Source organism: Planctomycetia bacterium, assembly GCA_016795155.1.
Lineage (GTDB): Bacteria > Planctomycetota > Planctomycetia > Gemmatales > HRBIN36 > JAEUIE01.
Genome location: JAEUIE010000036.1, coordinates 1 through 18,179 on the forward strand (window position 1 = coordinate 1; position 18,179 = coordinate 18,179).

Annotated in this window: 15 protein-coding genes; 3 read left to right on the forward strand and 12 right to left on the reverse strand. The window is 51.1% G+C overall.

Features of this window, described 5'->3' with window-relative positions; all coding sequences use genetic code 11:
• Positions 1 to 141: 141 nt before the first annotated feature.
• The 5 genes from JNJ77_13565 to JNJ77_13585 form a co-directional block, all read right to left on the reverse strand.
• The gene (locus JNJ77_13565) at positions 142 to 1,452 is read right to left on the reverse strand and encodes a DUF1501 domain-containing protein (GenBank protein MBL8823612.1); all 1,311 of its coding nucleotides are present in this window, start codon (positions 1,450 to 1,452) and stop codon (positions 142 to 144) included.
• Between the two features lie 29 nt (positions 1,453 to 1,481).
• The gene (locus tag JNJ77_13570) at positions 1,482 to 3,227 is read right to left on the reverse strand and encodes a DUF1549 domain-containing protein (GenBank protein MBL8823613.1); all 1,746 of its coding nucleotides are present in this window, start codon (positions 3,225 to 3,227) and stop codon (positions 1,482 to 1,484) included.
• Positions 3,228 to 3,318: 91 nt separating this feature from the next.
• The gene (locus JNJ77_13575; protein MBL8823614.1) at positions 3,319 to 4,662 is read right to left on the reverse strand and encodes an MFS transporter; all 1,344 of its coding nucleotides are present in this window, start codon (positions 4,660 to 4,662) and stop codon (positions 3,319 to 3,321) included.
• Entirely contained in the window at positions 4,662 to 5,891 is a 1,230-nt protein-coding gene (locus JNJ77_13580; GenBank protein MBL8823615.1) for a tetratricopeptide repeat protein, read from the reverse strand. Before JNJ77_13580 ends, JNJ77_13575 begins: the two co-directional genes overlap by 1 nt.
• Positions 5,892 to 5,904: 13 nt before the next feature.
• A complete protein-coding gene (locus tag JNJ77_13585) occupies positions 5,905 to 6,660 on the reverse strand; it encodes an SDR family oxidoreductase (protein MBL8823616.1) in 756 nt (251 codons plus the stop codon).
• A 134-nt stretch (positions 6,661 to 6,794) separates the two neighbouring features.
• Here JNJ77_13585 and JNJ77_13590 point away from each other — a divergent pair, with 134 nt between their 5' ends.
• Positions 6,795 to 8,393, forward strand: coding sequence for a HAMP domain-containing protein (locus JNJ77_13590; protein MBL8823617.1), 1,599 nt, complete (start codon positions 6,795 to 6,797; stop codon positions 8,391 to 8,393).
• Here JNJ77_13590 and JNJ77_13595 read toward each other — a convergent pair.
• Together JNJ77_13595 and JNJ77_13600 are read right to left on the reverse strand one after the other, a co-directional pair.
• On the reverse strand, positions 8,356 to 8,841 hold the full coding sequence (locus tag JNJ77_13595) for a YfcE family phosphodiesterase (GenBank protein ID MBL8823618.1): 486 nt from the start codon (positions 8,839 to 8,841) through the stop codon (positions 8,356 to 8,358). The two genes, JNJ77_13590 and JNJ77_13595, sit on opposite strands and share 38 nt — an antisense overlap.
• Position 8,842: 1 nt before the next feature.
• Positions 8,843 to 10,051 carry a PilT/PilU family type 4a pilus ATPase gene (locus JNJ77_13600; protein ID MBL8823619.1) on the reverse strand — a complete coding sequence of 403 codons (1,209 nt, stop codon included), beginning with the start codon at positions 10,049 to 10,051 and terminating at the stop codon, positions 8,843 to 8,845.
• Between the two features lie 306 nt (positions 10,052 to 10,357).
• Here JNJ77_13600 and JNJ77_13605 point away from each other — a divergent pair, with 306 nt between their 5' ends.
• Together JNJ77_13605 and JNJ77_13610 are read left to right on the forward strand one after the other, a co-directional pair.
• Positions 10,358 to 11,458: a DUF1559 domain-containing protein gene (locus JNJ77_13605; GenBank protein ID MBL8823620.1), complete on the forward strand. Its 1,101-nt coding sequence runs from the start codon at positions 10,358 to 10,360 to the stop codon at positions 11,456 to 11,458.
• A 192-nt stretch (positions 11,459 to 11,650) separates the two neighbouring features.
• Positions 11,651 to 11,947, forward strand: coding sequence for a hypothetical protein (locus tag JNJ77_13610; protein MBL8823621.1), 297 nt, complete (start codon positions 11,651 to 11,653; stop codon positions 11,945 to 11,947).
• Between the two features lie 74 nt (positions 11,948 to 12,021).
• Here the strand turns inward: JNJ77_13610 and JNJ77_13615 are convergent, their stop codons facing one another.
• The 5 genes from JNJ77_13615 to JNJ77_13635 form a co-directional block, all read right to left on the reverse strand.
• The gene (locus JNJ77_13615) at positions 12,022 to 12,174 is read right to left on the reverse strand and encodes a hypothetical protein (protein MBL8823622.1); all 153 of its coding nucleotides are present in this window, start codon (positions 12,172 to 12,174) and stop codon (positions 12,022 to 12,024) included.
• 36 nt (positions 12,175 to 12,210) lie between these two features.
• A complete protein-coding gene (locus JNJ77_13620) occupies positions 12,211 to 13,110 on the reverse strand; it encodes a hypothetical protein (GenBank protein ID MBL8823623.1) in 900 nt (299 codons plus the stop codon).
• Between the two features lie 207 nt (positions 13,111 to 13,317).
• The gene (locus JNJ77_13625; GenBank protein MBL8823624.1) at positions 13,318 to 13,950 is read right to left on the reverse strand and encodes a hypothetical protein; all 633 of its coding nucleotides are present in this window, start codon (positions 13,948 to 13,950) and stop codon (positions 13,318 to 13,320) included.
• Between the two features lie 30 nt (positions 13,951 to 13,980).
• Positions 13,981 to 14,874: a hypothetical protein gene (locus tag JNJ77_13630; GenBank protein MBL8823625.1), complete on the reverse strand. Its 894-nt coding sequence runs from the start codon at positions 14,872 to 14,874 to the stop codon at positions 13,981 to 13,983.
• Between the two features lie 162 nt (positions 14,875 to 15,036).
• Positions 15,037 to 18,120 (reverse strand): BamA/TamA family outer membrane protein, encoded by a 3,084-nt coding sequence (locus JNJ77_13635; protein MBL8823626.1) that lies wholly within the window; start codon positions 18,118 to 18,120, stop codon positions 15,037 to 15,039.
• Positions 18,121 to 18,179: the final 59 nt, after the last annotated feature.

The window sequence follows — 18,179 nt, forward strand, 5'->3', positions numbered from 1 at the left end:
CTGAAAATCCTTAGGTCGCCGGTTCAAGCCCGGCTCTGTCCACTCGATGCAACCCCCGGAATCTTCGGGGGTTGTGTCGTTTTAGGAATATTAGTGTGTCTGTGTAGACCGGCAGAAATGTCGGTGCCACTCCGCCAATACTTAAGCAAACAGTTCTTTGACCACGGTGCCGCCATCGACAATCTTGATGGGCCGGCCCACGCCGCTCATGTTTTCCTTGCGTGGGTTGATCTGCAAGGCCTGGTAGAACGAGCAGAAAAGATCAGTCACCGAAACAGGGCGATCTTTGACATCGCGGCCATCGGCACTCGTGCTGCCGATCACCTGTCCACCTTTGATGCCGCCACCACCCAGCATCACGTTGAAGGCGCGGGGATAATGATCGCGGCCGGTTCGGGCATTAATGTTGGGGGTACGGCCGAATTCACCCATCCAGATGACCAGAGTTTTCTCCAGCATACCTCGATCTTTCAGATCGCTGATCAGAGCCGACATGCCCTGATCCACTTCTGCCGACAGGCGACTGGTTTTGGTGAAGTTGTCATCGTGGGTATCCCAGTTGCCATGACTGACTTCAACAAACGTGACACCGGTTTCCACGAGCTTGCGAGCAAGCAGGCATCCCTGGCCGAAGTTGGTTTTACCGTACCGTTCGCGAACCGTGTCTTTTTCCTTGCTGAGATCAAATGAAGCCAGCTTGGGAGAAAGAATCATGTTGGAAGCGGATTGATAAATGGCTTTCTGATCAACCACACGGGCCTGACCGCCTTGGCTGGCAAAGTCTTTACTGAGTGCATCCATCAAACCCAGTCGGCGATTGAGACGTTTGCCATCGACACCGGTGGGGAGTTCCACGTTTTGGGGCAGCCGGTTGGGATCGGGCACCATAAACGGGGCGTAGCTCATACCGAGGAAACCTGAACCCAGGCCTGCAACATCCTGCCCGCCTCCACCACCGATATTGACATAGTGAGGGAGATCAAACGTGGGGTCAGCAATTTCGCTGGCCACCATGCTACCCAGGCTCGGATACTTGATGCTACCTGAAGGAACATAGCTGGTGTGCATCTGGTACACGGCTCGGGGATGGTTGCCCTCCTTACTGGTCATGGATCGGATAATAGCCAGCTCATTCATCAGCTTAGCGGTGCGTTCCCAACCCTTGGCAATCTGTATGCCGGAAACCGCAGTGGAAATGGCTTCCGTGGGGCCACCCGTTTTGGTGTTGGGCTTGGGATCAAACGTTTCAAACTGTGAAGGGCCGCCACGCATAAACAGCAGAATGCAGGACATACCTTTTTTCCGCAATTCGGGAGCAGCAGCCCGTACCTGATCCATCCAGGAGAGCCCGCCGAGTGCGGTGGTGCCCAGTGCAACCTGCTTGATGAAGTGTCTGCGGTGTGTCAGATCACCATGTCGAGATACACGAAGATTTAGGTTATGCGTCAGCATGGAATTCATCCTGTGATCGGAATGAAGATTTAGCGTTTGGTCTGGAATTCAGCCGAGTTGAGGAGTGCCCAGAAGAGATCTTCGTAAGCATCCTGGTGTTTGCCGAGCCGTTTGATGTAATCGAGACTAATTCGTTCTTCGCGTGCGGTGGGTGTGCGAGCGAGAACTCTCAGGTAGAGAGCTTGAACAGCATCCTTATCGCTGGTGTGCGTTTTGAGAATCTTGCCGAGGGTGCTTTCAGGTGTTGCTCGAACACGTCCCTGAATAGTGGGATTATTCATCAGCATCAATGCCTGGGCGATGCTTGATTCGATTTCATCCTGCTTGCTGTTGGGATCATAGGCAAAGATACCCTTGAAAACTCCTTCGAAGCCAAAGCGTCTGGCGAGTCGTTCAGCCGGGCCAACTGCCTTGGCGGGCGGATTCTTGCCGAACCCGGGACGCTGCAAGGGCTGTTGCAGATTTCCCAAGGCACCATTGAGTGCATTCCATATTTCATCGGCTGACAGGCGGGAAGGGTAGTTGCCTGCAAAATGAATGTGCTGGTCGGCAGTATCGCCCAGCCTGACCTGGCGCTGATAGGTTTCGGAATTCATGATCAGGCGATAGAGATCACGAATGTCGGTACCTGTCAGTTTGAAATGTTGTGATAACTTGAGCAGTACTTCCGGATAAGTTGCTTCCATCAGTGGCCCCATGTTATCAACGGGGTTGTAGAAAGACTGACCCATCAAATCGCCCCACAGGCGATTCACCATGTTGGCATAGAACCAGTAGTTGTTTTCTGAAGTGACGTACTTGGCCAACATGCCACGACGTTCAGCATCATCCAGTCCGCGAGGTGGCTTTTCACCAGTCAGAAACTTTGGCTGTGTCAGGTGAGTTTTCTTGGGATCATCCTTATCGGGCATGCGATATTCACCTACGATGGAGGCGAAGATAGTGAACCCGACAATGCGGTTTTCTTCGCGTACCGGGCGGTCCTTGGTGCGAGCGAAGAAAGCTGTCAATTCATGGAACTGTTCCCGTTTCCAGATATCGTTGGGATGATCGTGGCATTGGGCACATTGAATCTGAATGCCCATGAAGACGCGAGCCGTATCCGAGGCACGCTCGACATTGGCTTCAGCCCCCAGGTGGGTCAAAAGGAAGTAGCCAGCGCCAGAATCTTTCTTGGAAGCAGTGTCGCTTCCGGGGCCGTAGCGGATTTCCCCGGAAGCAGTGATCATTTCCTTGGTCATGTCGATCCAGGAAGTATTCTTCCGCATGGAGTCCGCCAGCCAGGCTTCGAACTTGGGTTCATTGGCTTTGGTACGGATTTCGGTGGAACGCATGGAAACAACGTCACGCCAGTATCTGGCCCAGTGCTTGTTGAAATCATCACTGGCGAGCAACTGATCGATCAGCTCGCTGCGTTTGCTCTTATTTTTGTCATTGACAAACTGCTTGATCTGGGAAGGTTCGGGAAGTTTGCCAGCCAGATCAAGATACACCCGGCGGATGAATTGTTCATCTGTGGTACGTGCTGCCAACTTCAGTCCTTCCTGCGACTGAAGTTTATTGAGAATTGAATCGATATCGGAAGGGATGAGCTTGCTGGCTTTGGAATCCTTCCATTCTTGAGGAATAACATCGACTTTTTCGAGTTTCTTGCCGTAGTTCTTATCGGTCGACGCAGATTTGCTGGTTTTTGCACTGTCGTCGGCAAACAGCATGCTGGAGGAAAGTGCCAGCAGGCAGGTCAAGCTCAGTGAGCGTATGAAATAGTTCTTCATGATTACCTCGAAGCAGGCGAGGCCAGGGTTTTCTCTATGGACATTGTAACCCCAAATACTGCGGGAAGTTCTGAGAAAAACCCACTTGCAGTTAGTCATCGGCCAGGGGCTTTTCGGCATCGACCAGATACCAGAAAATAACACCTATCCCGAAGATCACTGCATACATGGTCATGCACCAGGTATAGCCTTGTGCTTCCACCTTGCCACCCGCCAGCGTGTAGTGACTGATGATCAAACCGGTGAGGAAATTACTCAATGCACCGCCCAGGTTGCCGATCATGTTCATGCAACCCGCGACGATGGCTGCATAGCGTTTGCCAATGTCTTGAGTGGTAGCCCAGGCTGGCCCCATCGTCAGATCATTGCTGAAACCGACCAATGTCAGGCAACCTATCAGAATGTAGGGATTGGATTGATTGAGGATAGCAGCTACATAGGCCAGGCTGCACCCAGCAAAGCCGAGCATACCAAACAGCTTGCGGCCCCATGCCCTGTTACCAGTTCGTCGAATGTATTTATCCGAAAGAGAACCACCCCAGATACAGGCGATGCCACCCAGCAGGAATGGACCACCCGTCATGAGTGCCACGCCCAGCTGGTAGCCTACACTGGTGCTGGCCTGCACACCGAAACTCTGCTTCATCAGGGTGGGCAGGAAGTACATCAAGAAATACCAGCCGAAGTTGGTACAGAAGTACATGCCACAGAGAAACCACAAATTTGGCTGACTGAACAGATGCTTCCACGGAACGGCAGTATGTCCTCCTGAGGATTGCTTCTTGCCTTGCTGAATCAGTTCTTGTTCTGCTGCATTGGTACCGAGATGCTCAGCAGGTTTGTTCTTGAAAGTAGCATAAAAGATACCCACCCAGAGTACGCCTAGAGCAGCAAAGATGGCAATGGTGAGTCGCCAATCGAGGCCCAGGGCAACGGTCATGAAGATCCAGATAAATGGAGTCAAGCCACCCATCAGGCGCGAAGAGAACCAGACCATACCCTGAACGAATGCTCTTTGCGAAGCAGGAAACCAGTGGTATAGCGCTTTGGAAATGTTCGGAAACGCACCGGCTTCGCCAGCACCAAAGAGAAACTGGATGACTACCAAGGCCCAGAAACCGATGCTGATGCCGGTTCCTAAAAGAGGTAGCCCTGCGAGTGCCATCAATCCCAGAAAGAACGACCAGAACACTACGATGCGGAGCAGTGTCTTGCGCGGGCCGTAGGTATCCCCCAGCCAGCCTCCGGGAATTTCGAACAAGGCATAGGCAACCTGGAATGCAACAAGCAGGAGAAAGTAATCCTTCTCTTCGTACCCGACTGCCTCCATCACTGGCTTCTTGGCGTTGCCATTGAGAGCCCGGTCGAGATACGTAATCATGGCCAGGCTGCACATGAGGCCAAGCACACGATAGCGAACAAAGGTAGGTTGCATCAGGTACGCCGTGGTTTGGAGAGAGTGCGATACCATTCCGAAAATTGCCAATACAGCATGGCAATGGCGAGAATAACGCCCAAGGCAATCAGAGCCCAATGCCAGGGCTGAATCTCGAATGGTTTTGCCGGCTTTTCAGGCACATCGCCAATGTTGTCACCACCAGCAAAAAGGTCACTGGCCTGTTTGCGGGGCGGAAGAGCTGACGCGATATTCATCAACTGAAGAGGTTCACTGTTACTATTGATGGCTGCAGCTATGGATTGCCCCAGCGATTGAGCCAGCCAGGCTTCAGGAGGTTTGGAAGTTCCCCAGCGGTCTTTTAGCGACTTCCAGTACATGGCTTCCTGCACCAGGGCACGACGCTGTTTCAATTGAGGATGCGACAGTCGAAAAGTGTCAACCGAATCCTTGTACAACTCCAGGGCAAAAGGCTGTTGCTGTATAACCATGAACCATTCTGCCAGTTGCCAATGCAGTCTGCCATCATCAGGCAGCCAGACCAGCAATTGTTCGATCTGCTTCGTGGCAGTCTGTGGCGATTGTTGTGGAAGTTTCTGCACTTCAACCGGAGCCAGTTTGCCGTAGTGCCATTGTCCCGACTGGTCGACAAACCGAAATGGAGCAGCCGCTCTGCCAAAGAGCAAATCGAGATCGGGCTGGGCGCCTCGGGGCAGGTTTTCCCGCAATCGACGTTGCACCAGGCGAAGGTGAAGTTCTTCCATTTCACGTTTATCTTCAGGAGCCAGATCAACCGCGGATTGCAATAGTCGTTCAGCAGCATCGAGTTTACCGGTCAGCTGATATGCAGTTCCCAGGTTGGCAGCGAGAGCAAAGTGGCGCGGGTTGGCTCGAGCTGCGGGTTCCAGCACCTGAACAGCTTCTTCAAATGCCGGGATGCGTGGATTAACCTGTTTCAAGTAAAGCAAATACCCACCCAGGTCAGCCTGTTCATCAGGTGTCAGTTGCGGATTGGCTCGCAGTAGGCGGACCTTTTCAAGAAATTGAGTGCGATGTGGCGTGGGGACGCCTTTCATGGTGACATCAGGAGGGCCATATCCCCGCAGGTGCCGTAGCTGCTTTGCGAAATCGGCAGGCGAAACAACCGGAGCAAGATTTTCACCACGGACATGTATACCTGCGTCAGCAGGCGTGATTGTCATCAGCACCATGACTGCACTGATGATGCAACGGTCTGGAAACTGAAATAGAATAGCAAATCGATTCATCGTGGAATGAGGATTACTCGAGTGTGTTGCCACCATTGACCGAGAGTTTCTGTCCGGTGATGAACTTGGCTGCATCACTGGCCAGGAAAGTCACTGCATCGCCAATATCATCCGGCACGCCCATATGTCCCATGGGAACAGCTTTGGCATACTGGTCTTTCAATTCCTGCGGTTCGTTGGCATGTCGTTCGGTGGGAATCCAGCCGGGTGCAACCAGGTTGACCGTGATATTGAATTTGGCGAGTTCCATTGCCCAGGAGCGGGTCAAACCAAGTTGAGCACCCTTGGCCGCAACATATTGTGAAAACTCAGGTACTCCTTTTTCGAAGACTTCCGAACCGATGTTGATAACACGACCCCAGCGTTTCTTCTTCATGGCGGGTAGGGTTGCCTGCAGCAGGAGCAGGGGGCTTTTGACAAAGAATTCCAGTTGATCGAGGCACGCCTGCCAGGTGAGGTCTTCAATTTTGATAAAGGGCTGAGGGCCAGTACCGTTGGGGACCAGAATATCAATGGGGCCAAAGGCCTTTTCAGTTTCTGCGACGATTCGCTGAATGTCCTTCTCGGAACGTGCATCACCGCCAAGAGCGATGGCCTGTCCACCCACCTGCTTAATGCTGGCAACCAGCTTTTCTGCTTTTTCGGGGCTGGCAAAGTAGTTGACAACTACCCTGGCGCCGGCTGCTGCCAATTTGCTGGCAATGGATGCGCCAAGACCACGCGAGGCACCGGTGATGAGGGCGACATGACCAGACAGGGAATGACTCATAACACCTTCCTTTTGATAACTTTAGTAGTGTAGTAATTCTCGCAGTTCACTGGCACCTCTGATGATGGGCATTGCCGTGAGTGGCCTGTCTCTGTTATCCTGAGAAGATGTCATATCGTACGCTCAAACGATTGATGGGTGAAACCAATCTCGAACGCAAGTGCCGCTTGCTGTTCGGGTTGGCGACGCTGCTGCTCATCACCGGCAGCTTTCTCTGGTATGGCTGGAGCACGGCAGGGTTGGCTTATGAGCAGGCTGAAACCGCAAGTCGGCTGGCTGCAACCCAGGCACTCATGCAGGCACATCTCAAAAAAGGAATTCCCAATGAACTCATCGGGTTAATTGAGCAGATTCCTGATATTTACATTCCACCCGATTCGCTGCTCAACACAGCAATCATTACCAGGAAATCTACACAGGAAGATGAAACAAAAATATTTTCATACTTTCAGGCTCAGGAAGCATCCGCCTTAAGGCACACTTCGGCATTTGTGAATGATAGATACGAATACCGACTGGCACTCCGTGCTGAAACGGCATGCATGTCGTGTCATCGTACGGTCGATCCCAAGGTCGAGCAAATGGGAGCCTTGATGGGGGTGGTGCGAGTCAGTATTCCTGCCAGGGAATTTACTGACCGGGTTCATATCAATATTGCCATTCTGATAACGACAGCGTTGATTTCAGCATTACTGCTGTCTGCAGGAAGCTGGCTGATTATTCGCTATGTGATTGTCAAGCCGGTGAAGCATCTGAAAGATGTCAGTGATGCCATTGCTTCGGGCAAGCTGAATATCCGCAGCGAGATTCTGACAGGCGATGAATTTGAAGATCTCTCCCATGCCTACAACCGCATGTTGCGCAGCCTGATGGATAAGGAAGATGAACTGCGTAAGCTGAATACCGATCTCAATCGATCAGTAGATGATCTTGCTCAAGCGAATCTGGCGCTGCATACAGCTAATCAGCTCAAGGGCGACTTTCTGGCGACCATGAGTCATGAACTTCGCACGCCACTTTCCGTCATCATCGGGTTCAGTGAACTACTTAACAATGCTGCACTGACAGACAAGCAGCGCAAATGGATCGAGAATATTCACAGCAGCGGCAAGCATCTGTTGAATCTTCTCAACGATGTTCTGGAACTGGCGAAGATTGAAGCAGGCAAGATGCAGGTAAATGTACAGGAATTCAATGTCAGGGATTTGTGTGAGAGTGTAGCGACCATTTTCCGGCAGCAGGCTGAAAGCAAAAGACTGGTACTCGACTGTGATGTGCAGGAAACATTGCCCCATGTCAAGCAGGATTCACAAAAGCTGCGTCAGATTCTGTGGAACCTGTTATCCAATGCTGTTAAATTTACGCCCGAAGGTGGCCGTATCCAGATGGTGGTAACCGACGAGGAGAATGACCTGATAGTCAAAGTTATTGACACGGGTGTTGGCATTGCACCAGAAGATCAGGAAGCAGTGTTCGAGAAGTTCAGACAGACGAGCCAGGTGTTGACCAGGGAGCAGGGGGGCAGCGGTCTGGGGTTATCTATTTCGAAAGAACTTGCCAAGCTGCTGGGTGGAGATCTGACGCTGCAAAGTACCCTGGGGCAGGGGACTACTTTCACCCTGCGGATACCATTGCAATTGGACGATGGACCTGGCATGCCCGAAGAGTCTGAAGTCGATGCATTGCAGCAAGGCACTACCCGCGAACTGGCAGAAATTGCAACTGGTTCGTAAGCAGATTTAGGGTTGCAACGCTGTATTCCGAAGCACGATGCAATGCCCCCGGATTAATACAGCGTATATTCCGCGTTAGTTCATCGTGAGCAACGTGAGTATGCCCGGAAAGCATATAATCGGGCTCTTGCATCATCAGCGCCTGCATTTCCCGATATAGATGGCCGTGTGTGATTGCGATGCGTTTGCCGGCCAGCTCGATGATGTCGCCTCGGTGCAGATAGTTGAGATGGTTCATCAGTGTTAAGGCATGCCTGAGCTCGGCATCATCATCGTTGTTGCCCATTACGAAATAAGTAGGCCAGCCTGTAAAAAGCGCGAGGATATCAGGATGACTGATATCCCCGCAATGGATCAATGTTTCGATACCTGCATCCTGCAGTTGATGTACTGCCTTTGCCGTCCGTTCCAGGCGATTGTGCGTATCGGAAATGATGCCCAGAAGCATGTTAACTCACGAAGCCTGCCTGCATGACCTTGATACCCTTGAGCGCCATCTTGAGGGCTTCGGCATTGGGGGCCACTTCCAGGGCAACCGACTTATCGATTTCGCCAGCCAGCACCAATTGACGTAGATGATCGTTGAAATCACACATGCCTTCATTGGCACAAATGCGGATGGCATCGGCAATCTGCTTGTCCTTCTCTTTGATGATCAGTTCGCGGATGATCGGGTTGACAAGCATGACTTCCACCGTCGGTACGCGGCCTTTGCCCTCTTTGATGCAAGGCAGCAGTTTCTGACAGATAACCGCTTTCAGATTAAATGCCAGCGCCTGGCGAATCGCATGGTGCATATCGGCGGGGAACAAGTCGAGAATACGACCAAGAGTGGAAGGGCCCGAAGAGGCGTGGATGGTACCAAAGACCAGGTGGCCTGTTTCAGCAGCATTGATGGCTGCTTCAAAGGTTTCCCGGTCACGCATTTCACCCACCAGGATGATATCAGGATCCTGTCGCACCGCATGTTTCAAACCGGTTGGCCAATCCTTCACATCGAGGTAAACTTCACGCTGGTGGATAATGGCTTTATCGTCGGTGAAGACATATTCAATGGGATCTTCCAGGGTGACAATGTTTACGGGTTCACGACGATTGATGAAGTTCAACATCGCAGCAATCGTGGTCGACTTTCCGGAGCCCGTCACACCTGCCAGCAGAACGAGGCCCTGATCCAGCATACAGAGTTTTTCAAAAACAGAAGGTTCGCCTTCCTTGCGAATCTTGTCGTGATCGGGTATGACAAGCCCCAGTTTTTCAAACGAGGGCACATTGCCGGAAACACGTCGTGCGACCAGGGATAGTTTTCCTCGCTGATAGAACAAATTAACACGAAAACGGCATTCATCATCACCCACAATGTAGGCAAAATCAGCTCCACCAGTCTCTTTCAGCGTCTGTATATAGTGTTCCTTCATCACTGGGAAAAACAACCGTTCCATGTCTTCTTGGGTCAAAGGACGCATTTCCATGCGGCGGATCACGCCATGGAGACGCATCATCGGGGGCAGGCCCACCTTCAGGTGCAAGTCAGACCCCTGGTACTTCATGACCATCCGGAAGAGTTTGTTGACTTCTGGTTCTTCCTTTTTTACTTCAACGTTGGGTGTCAGTGCTTCGCCAGCGGGACTAACGATGTTGTTCGGATCTTTGGACATGGTATCTGCCAAGGGATTAATTCCGGTTGAATAGTGCATTCTAATGGCGAATTGCTGCAAATGCTACAGTCAAGGCCATGAAAGCTGGAGATGAAGACAAAGTCATTCTGGTTGTAAGTGAAGTATAGGTTGTGATTTGCAGCAATCGAGCCAGTGTGTTCACGACATTCACGAATTCTTTGCGATGCTTTCGCGCCGTCCACTTTTTCCATGTTTAATCTATGCCTCACATCCAGGGACGTTTCCCCAGACAAAGGCGATGGAAGGTCTGTCGCCAGGTTGGAAACCACTTCGGGAGGAGTACCGATGCGACAAGCATCTCGAAGAACAGCGTTCACCTTGATTGAACTGCTGGTAGTTATTGCGATTATTTCGTTGTTGATGGCGCTCCTGCTGCCAGCTATCCAGAAAGTGCGTGAAGCAGCCAACAAAATGATTTGTCAGTCACAGATGCGCCAGATTGTTATTGGTGCACACAATTTCCACAATGATTACAACAAATTGCCCCGTAGTGGAGAACATCTTGCGACTTTTGGTGGAACCACTTACAAAACACAGTGTTTCCACAGCCCACAGACCATGCTGCTGCCATATATTGAAGCAGATAACATTTATAAGCAAATCGACCTGAAATTACGACACAATGAAGGAGTCAATGCCAGCATCGCAGCACAAGGTGGCGGATTTGGCGCTGTGATCAAGACCTTTCTGTGCCCTTCCCAGGGATATCGTGATGAAGTGCGTGATGCGCAAGGGTATGGACATTCCGACTATGCGTTCCTGCCTTATGTTGAAATCAGTGCTGCCAATGCAACGATCACGGGCTTGCCAGCTGGTCGTTATAACTCAGCCATTACTTCATCAGCGTACCCGGCAGATCACTATCAGATGTACTCGCCAGGCGCTCCTGATGTATCGCCCGCCAAAAGTTATCAACTGAAGCCATCCAGTGTAATCGGCGCTACCATCAACCTCTTCCATGGAGCTGCCAGGATTACTGACACGGTGAATGCTGACGGCAGCAGTAATTCCATTATTCTGTACGAAGATGCTGGCCGTAACCAGCGCATGTGGCAGGATCCTTTGGCCTTGGCCTTTCCACCCAACAGCTATCTTGATCCAGTTGACAACCTTGGACGACGTCACTGGCGCTGGGGTGAACCTGACAATACCTCAGGCTGTTCCAAAGTAATCAACAACAACCGTACTCCGATAGGTGGCCCGCCCAGCAATCCATGGGTTTACCACGATAACGGTCCCAACAATGAATGGTTCAGCTTCCATCCAGGTGGCGCCAATGCAGTGTTCCTTGATGGTCACGTTGCATTCGTTAGTGAAACCACGTCTTTGCGTGTTGTTTATTCCATGGGAACTCGCAACGGTGGTGAAAACTACGACATGGAATAACTGAATCAGTATCAACGTTCAATTCAACTACTTGGTGTCTCTCGCGTTTGCGGGAGACATTCTTCATTCATCGAAAGACGAGATAGGTCAATGAGAAACTTCCATATACTAATACTGCTTATCCTGGCTTGCTGCTTGTCGGGTTGCGGGTCAGCGAATCAGGCCAGAATTGTTCCCGTAGAGGGGAAGATTGTGTTTCAGGATGGAAAGCCACTGCCTGGTGGAACGCGACTCATCTTCAATCCAGCAGTTGGCAACATGGGTACCGCAACTGGAATCACTGACGAATCAGGTGGTTTCAAAGTTATTCATCACACCGGCAGGAACGGTGCAGGGGTGGGGAAATATACCGTGCAAGTTGTAGCACCAGATGGTCAGGGAGCAGATTTCTACAAAAAAGTACCTCGAAGTTACTTTGACAATGGTGGAATTTTGACTGCAGAAGTATCGGAAGGAATGGAGCCGCTTATGTTCACTGTCAAGAAATGAAATCGTTTGAAATTATCAGGAAAAGAAAAGCCCACGGACTCAGGTCCGTGGGCTTTTGCTTGTTCGATAAGCAATTATCGTGCAATACCCGCTCCACTGGAAGGAGGAGTGACCGATGGATATCTCTTGATATCGTAGTACAGCAATACGCACGAGACGATCATGGCGACCAGTGAGATCGTCAGAAGTACGGTATAGGAATCGTTGGTGGGTTTTGCCGTTGCCATGGAAATTTTCCCCTGTTTACCAGCCAGTGTTTCGGATTAACGTCCCAGACTGGTGGGAAGTATGCTGCTTCCGACCTGATCGCCTTTAAGGACAGTAGGTTTACGATTTTGTGGTTCAACGATCATTCCGACAGCTTCGTGATTGCTGACCTGCATGATGCGAATGCGGGCTACCCATTCAGGCTTGGGAGACAGCCGATAGACTTCCAGAGTCTGGCTCTTGGCCAGGCCATGATCGCTACCCTTGTTGATGCTGATGTAAGCGCCATCGGAAGTAACTGCTGTGACCACACCCTGAACATCCACTGGTGGAGGCTGGGGCTTCGCCAGATTACCGGGACCAGGAACATTGCTCCTTTGATCACGGATAGTTTCGATTTCACGAGCCAGTCGTGTGATTTCAGCTTCGTTTTCGGTCAGGCGTGCTTTGGTGGTATCACGTTCAATCTGAGCAGCGATCCGAAGATTCTTTTCTGTGGTGTTCTTCTGATTCAGATCCGCAAGCTTGATATCGAGCTGCTTGATGCGGTCTGACAAATCAAGGTTTTCCTTGGTTTTCTTCTCGATGTCAGCCTGGATGGTGGCAATGACGACCTGCGATTGCTGAAACTTGGTGATCGCATTGTTCATGGCATTTTCAGCCACGCTGACTTTGCTATTCAATTCTGATCGTTCTGTTTCGATACGTGCTTTGGTTTCAGCCAGTTCCCTGGCGGCGGCCACAATCTGGGAGCGGAGCGAGGTCAACTCCTGTTCCTTGGCCAGAAGGTCTTCGCGGAAATTCTTTTCTGCAACTTCCATCACCTTGACGCGTTCGTACCAGCTCTGCTTGGTACGAGGGTCCTTATTCGTGTTGTTAATGATGATGGCAAAGCCTAAGAAGAGCAAGCTGAAGACGAAGATGAGGAAGGTCAGAATCTTTCCAATAATCGTCATGACAATCGTCCCCCTGGTGGCCTATTGGCCTCACACAAAATCAGCCTTGCTATGCCAAGCTTGTCAAACTGTGTCAAGCCCTATGCTTAAAGGTTCATCCAGCTTGCAGCTTTACTTCAAATGTCTGGGATGCAATATTCCCCCACTGTATCCCAGATTACCCACATTACACGATGCGGGAAATTTACGTCAATCGTGTTTTACAGATTATTGAATGCCTAATTCCTTGGCGCGATCTTCCAATCCCTTCAGTCGTTGCTGGAGGTTCTGCAATCGGATTGCAGCATTGTACAGGTCAGGCTGCATGGCCTCCGTTCGTTTCTCTACTTCTTCCCTGGCAACCTGCAGCGAGGCGATGGTATCGCGGAAACTGCGTTTGCCTTCACGAATCTGAGCCTGATCAGGGTACATGATCAATCGAAGTGCATTGCCGGTTTCTTTTTCCAGTCGGAGTTTTTCCCGCAGCGACTGCATTTCATTGATCAAATTAATACGGGCGGTGATATCTACCTGCTGCTCATCAAAAATCTTCTTCAGTTGCTGTTCGATATCGTCTGCTTCTTTCAGTGCTTCGGTAATGGTTTTGTCTTTGTTGGCCGCCATTTCATCGGGGCCACGGGGTATGTTGGTGTTGCGAGCGGCTACCCTGTCAAGTACCAGCTTGAGCTGATCCATTTCCAGCTGGCGGGCAGCGTTATTCTTACCAATCTCATTGTTCAGAGCTTGGGTATAGTTCTTATAATCGGTTTTATCTGCTACTGCCCAGAGTGAAACACCCAGGCCGGCGATACTGAGTATCACCGAAACGTAGACCATGATTTTGCCGAATGAGGTAAGCATAAGTAACTTTCCTGAGGCGATATCGGTTGCTTACTTGTCTTCTTTGCCTTTGATGGCATTGACCAGCTTGTCGCTGTTGTCAACAGTGTTGGTCGTTTTCTGCTTGATTTCGTCGAAGAGTCGCTTGCGATCTGCTTCACGGCCCAGAGCGACGGTAAGAGCAGCAGCGGCTTCTTCGACGTCTGCTTCCAGCTTGGTGATTTCTCGACGACGTTCCAGGTTTTCAAATTCAGCCTGGCGGAGCAATTCTTTTTCGATGTCGCGTCGCTTGGAGAGTTCATCGACTTCAGATTTCACGCGATCTTTCTGTTTCTGGGCATCAGCCAGCCGGGCACGGGCAAAATAAAGCTTGGCAGCTGCTTCGCGAACATCGAGTTCCAATTGTGGATACTGATGTTGTGCGGCAGCTCGAACCAGTTTGCTGAATCCAATAGGGCCCAGTTTTTTAGCCAGGTTCTGGATATCAGCATTCTCGGGATTGTTGATGTCGAGTAGTTTGCCGGGACTGATGCTTTTCTGCTCGGTGACGGTATAGCTTTTGTTTTCCCCGTCTTTTTTTGACACCGTCCGCAGTCCGGTGTTCCAGAACAACGAAGCAATTTCCTGTCGGATGGCTTCATCGCTTTTGAATTGTTCGGAATCAACCTGTCCGCGGAAGCGGGCTAGAATGGCCTGCCGATCTGCAGGTTCAAGCGTATTGAGAGTATTTTCGTTTACTGATATCCGGTTTCGCAACACTTCCAGTTGTTCCGGACGGAGTTCCTTCATCCAATCTGCAGTGGTAACACCATCACGCAATCTCTCAAGCCCGCGAACGTGTGCCGTCCAGGCTTGCCGGGCATAGGCGCTCTGCCCAGCCAGGTAGAACATGGCGATTGCCACGATGATGTTCAAGCTTGCCAGCACAATCTGTGTAATCGTCATGGTAGACGGTCTCCGCTCCCCGCGCGCGGTAACTTGCCACAATACTAGATAACTATTTTACCCTATCTAATTGTTGAACAAAGGGGAAATAGGCAGGGGGGGCAAGAAAAATAAGGAAGAGTGTGCCGTTTATAGGGGACAGATACTATTACAAACGATGGCTCAGAACGCATGCTGCAGGCCAAACCAGAATTGTACCGGTTGTTCCTGATTAACCGCCTTGGCAACATCCAGACGAATAGTGGTACGTTCGATGAACCCTAGCCAGGCCAGGTCAAAGCGTAAGCCTGCACCCAGAGAATGAACCACGCCGCCATTGGAAGAACCGTTCAGATACATATCACCGACGTCATAAAATGCTACTGCATAGAGATTTTGCAGTTCACCGATGCGATAAAGGAAGTCTGCCTCAGCATTGCGCCAGAGCGGCAGTCGCCATTCTATGCTACCTACCCAGGCGGTATCGCCTTCGCGGTCATTGCGAGCCAAGCCGCGCACCAGATTGGGGCCACCCAACTGGAAGTGGTAGCCATTCTCAGGCCAGCCCTTGGCGCCCCAGGCACGAAAGGCCCAGCGGGTTTCCGATAGATACCCCATTCCTTCGGGCATGGCTTTGACGAACGCAAACTCACCCTGCATGCGTTCATACCAGGTGTAGGTGCCATAAATAGGCAAGCCATGTTCAAGGTTGATGTCGATGCGGTAACCGCCTTCAGGATCCCAGTAGGGAGTCAGGAAGTTGCGATACCAGCGAATGCCCACTCCAGCCTGGTTATTGTAACTTTCCACACCGGGTGGGACGTAGCGACCTTCACCTGATCCTGATGCAACCGACTCCATGCGGGCGTAAGTTTCGATGTATTCGACCGGGTTGAGATAGAGGCTGGGTGTTTCATGAATAATGTAGCGACCATAGAGGCGTGCTCGATCGCGAGTCAAATCGGCCCAGTCCTGCGTCAGACTATGATCGTACTGGGCACCTACTTCCATGTTCGGCAGTGGAAATCGCTGGAAGATGGCATCAGCTCCCGCTTTCAAATCCATGTCGTAGGCGTCCCAGGCGACATAGCCGCCTCCCTGAAATGTCTGCAGCCGGTAGAGATCGCCTCGCACACCGGCATAAGCCCGTTGACCAAACTGGGGACGATTGAGCCCCAGCCAGGGGCCAGCCATAATATTCCAGCGGTCGTAGGAAGTGGTCAAATCCGTTTCGTCCAATGGTGTCAGCAATGGTGTGAGACGGATTTCCGGTTCCAGTTTCCAGTGATTGTTGGCAGGGTTCTTGTCGAGTTGAACCTGATCAGGATCGACCGTTATCTGCTCAGGCTCGCTGGGCAGATCGACTACAATAGTCATTCCCTTGCCATCTTTGTCTGTTTCATACTGCAAAGGAACCAGACCGTTAGCCTGGGCGAAGGCAGCAGTATCGAGTGGGGAAGGCAAAGTCCACGATGCAAATTGTGTTGAGGATGTGTTGGACTTCACATCACCAGGCAGTAATTGTCCAGGTAGTGATTCGCCTGGCCTGACTGGGATTCGGACTGAATAGCCTTTGTCCCCTTTGAACCTGATTCCCAGATAGGTTGGTTCTGTGAATTCGGCCAGTTGCTTCAGGCTGATACGTGCTCGATACGAACCTTTTTCTGCCGGTTTTTCGAGTGTCACCGTGCCCATTGACCAGTCGCTGCCGCCCACGCCGTACAACCAGCGATCAAAAAATTCTTTCCAGCTGCGGCCTGTGTAGGTTTCCAGTTCGCGTTGAAAATCTGCAACGAAGAGGATGCGGAATTGATATTTGGCATAAAGCAATCGCATGAAATCAAAGAGAGCCTCTTCGCCAATACGCTCTTCAATCATGTTGAAGATCTTGGCGCCGCGATCATAGGTCATGCTGAAGAGGGTGATGACGTTGCCAAACTTCTCCATTTCCTGAACCGTGGCGGTTTCTTCCTTACGGGCTATGGTACCGTACAAGCCGTAGTAACGGTAATCTTCATGTTTGACGTTAGGCAACCAATCCTGGCCAACGGGGTACTGCAGCAACTTGGAGTTACGTCCAAACTTTTTCTGCATCACTTTGGCGGTGTAATAGCAGGCTACCGCTTCATCCATGAACGTTTCTTTGTAGCCATTGGTGCCGACGATGTTGTACCACCACTGATGCAGCGTTTCATGGCTGATGAGGTGATCGATATAGCGTGACATGAGCGGTGAGAGCTTCATCACCCGGCTGTCGATCATGACCAGGCCGGAGCACTCGTTGCCATTCCAGGCAAAGTGGCTTTCAGCAATGCAGAAATCCCCAAAAGGGTAGGGGCCGAACCATTTATTGTAAAGCGGGATGGCATGGCACGCTACTTCAAGACAACGTTGCGCCATCTCGCCATGTTCGGGTAATGCGAGTACTCGCACGCGGGTTTGTTCCACCTGCTGCGACCATTCCTTAAACCGGTTGGAGCAAACGAAGGAAAATTCACGTGCACAGCAACTGGCAATGTTCACGAGCTTGGTGCCATCGCCCAGCGGGCTTTCTGCCAGGATTCTGCCGGTACAGGCTACTTTCTGGTCTTCAGGCAGTGTCAGTTTGACATTGTAAATGCCTGCTTCCTGAAAGAAGGGCTGATGCCAGGCAACGAATGGCGTAGGCTGCCAGCCTTGTTCGTCGTAGTAAGCCAATGCGGGCAAGGCATGTGTCAAATAAGTTACGCCATCGCGATGGCCCCAACGGCCTTCTTTATCGGGCAGATCGAGCGTAAAATGAATCTCAACGGTTACGCTTTCCCCTTTTTTCACCGAAGTGGGGATGGATACCTGCAGAGCAGTATGCATGTCCTTACGCCACTGAAACGGTGTAGGACGCATGACTCCACGAGCATCTGCGGTGCTGACCGCCTGTACTTGCAGCCGCTCTCCTTGCCAGTCGATGCCATCGCTGGGATTAGAACGGAGCAATTCCAGAGTCTTGGCCAGCAACACACTGTCTTCTTCAGGAATTTTGAAACGAGAATAGGCATTGAAGACCAGTTCGGTAGCTGGCCGTTCGTGGCGATTGAAGAAAGTGATTTTGGAAACGCCCCACAGTCGTTTGCGGGCGAGATCGAGTTTCAGATCAATGTGATAATGAGGCAGCCAGGAAGGAATATCGGTGGCAAAGATAGATCCAGGCAGCAACAGGCATAGCAACATCAGGGCAAAGACATAACGATGTCCGCCAGGATGGCTCCTGTTACTGAACCAGATTGACATACTTTCCCCCAGTTTCAGTCGAGCGAGATAACGAGTATGAAAAAAAGTGTCAATCCAAA

What these genes read in the sequence shown, in the direction of transcription:
- JNJ77_13590 (MBL8823617.1), top strand. Translation starts at nt 6,795, where the DNA reads ATGGGTGAAACCAATCTCGAACGCAAGTGCCGCTTGCTGTTCGGGTTG.
- JNJ77_13615 (MBL8823622.1), bottom strand. Translation starts at nt 12,174, where the DNA reads ATGGCAACGGCAAAACCCACCAACGATTCCTATACCGTACTTCTGACG.
- JNJ77_13565 (MBL8823612.1), bottom strand. Translation starts at nt 1,452, where the DNA reads ATGCTGACGCATAACCTAAATCTTCGTGTATCTCGACATGGTGATCTG.
- JNJ77_13595 (MBL8823618.1), bottom strand. Translation starts at nt 8,841, where the DNA reads ATGCTTCTGGGCATCATTTCCGATACGCACAATCGCCTGGAACGGACG.
- JNJ77_13570 (MBL8823613.1), bottom strand. Translation starts at nt 3,227, where the DNA reads ATGAAGAACTATTTCATACGCTCACTGAGCTTGACCTGCCTGCTGGCA.
- JNJ77_13600 (MBL8823619.1), bottom strand. Translation starts at nt 10,051, where the DNA reads ATGTCCAAAGATCCGAACAACATCGTTAGTCCCGCTGGCGAAGCACTG.
- JNJ77_13625 (MBL8823624.1), bottom strand. Translation starts at nt 13,950, where the DNA reads ATGCTTACCTCATTCGGCAAAATCATGGTCTACGTTTCGGTGATACTC.
- JNJ77_13635 (MBL8823626.1), bottom strand. Translation starts at nt 18,120, where the DNA reads ATGTCAATCTGGTTCAGTAACAGGAGCCATCCTGGCGGACATCGTTAT.
- JNJ77_13605 (MBL8823620.1), top strand. Translation starts at nt 10,358, where the DNA reads ATGCGACAAGCATCTCGAAGAACAGCGTTCACCTTGATTGAACTGCTG.
- JNJ77_13580 (MBL8823615.1), bottom strand. Translation starts at nt 5,891, where the DNA reads ATGAATCGATTTGCTATTCTATTTCAGTTTCCAGACCGTTGCATCATC.
- JNJ77_13630 (MBL8823625.1), bottom strand. Translation starts at nt 14,874, where the DNA reads ATGACGATTACACAGATTGTGCTGGCAAGCTTGAACATCATCGTGGCA.
- JNJ77_13575 (MBL8823614.1), bottom strand. Translation starts at nt 4,662, where the DNA reads ATGCAACCTACCTTTGTTCGCTATCGTGTGCTTGGCCTCATGTGCAGC.
- JNJ77_13620 (MBL8823623.1), bottom strand. Translation starts at nt 13,110, where the DNA reads ATGACGATTATTGGAAAGATTCTGACCTTCCTCATCTTCGTCTTCAGC.
- JNJ77_13585 (MBL8823616.1), bottom strand. Translation starts at nt 6,660, where the DNA reads ATGAGTCATTCCCTGTCTGGTCATGTCGCCCTCATCACCGGTGCCTCG.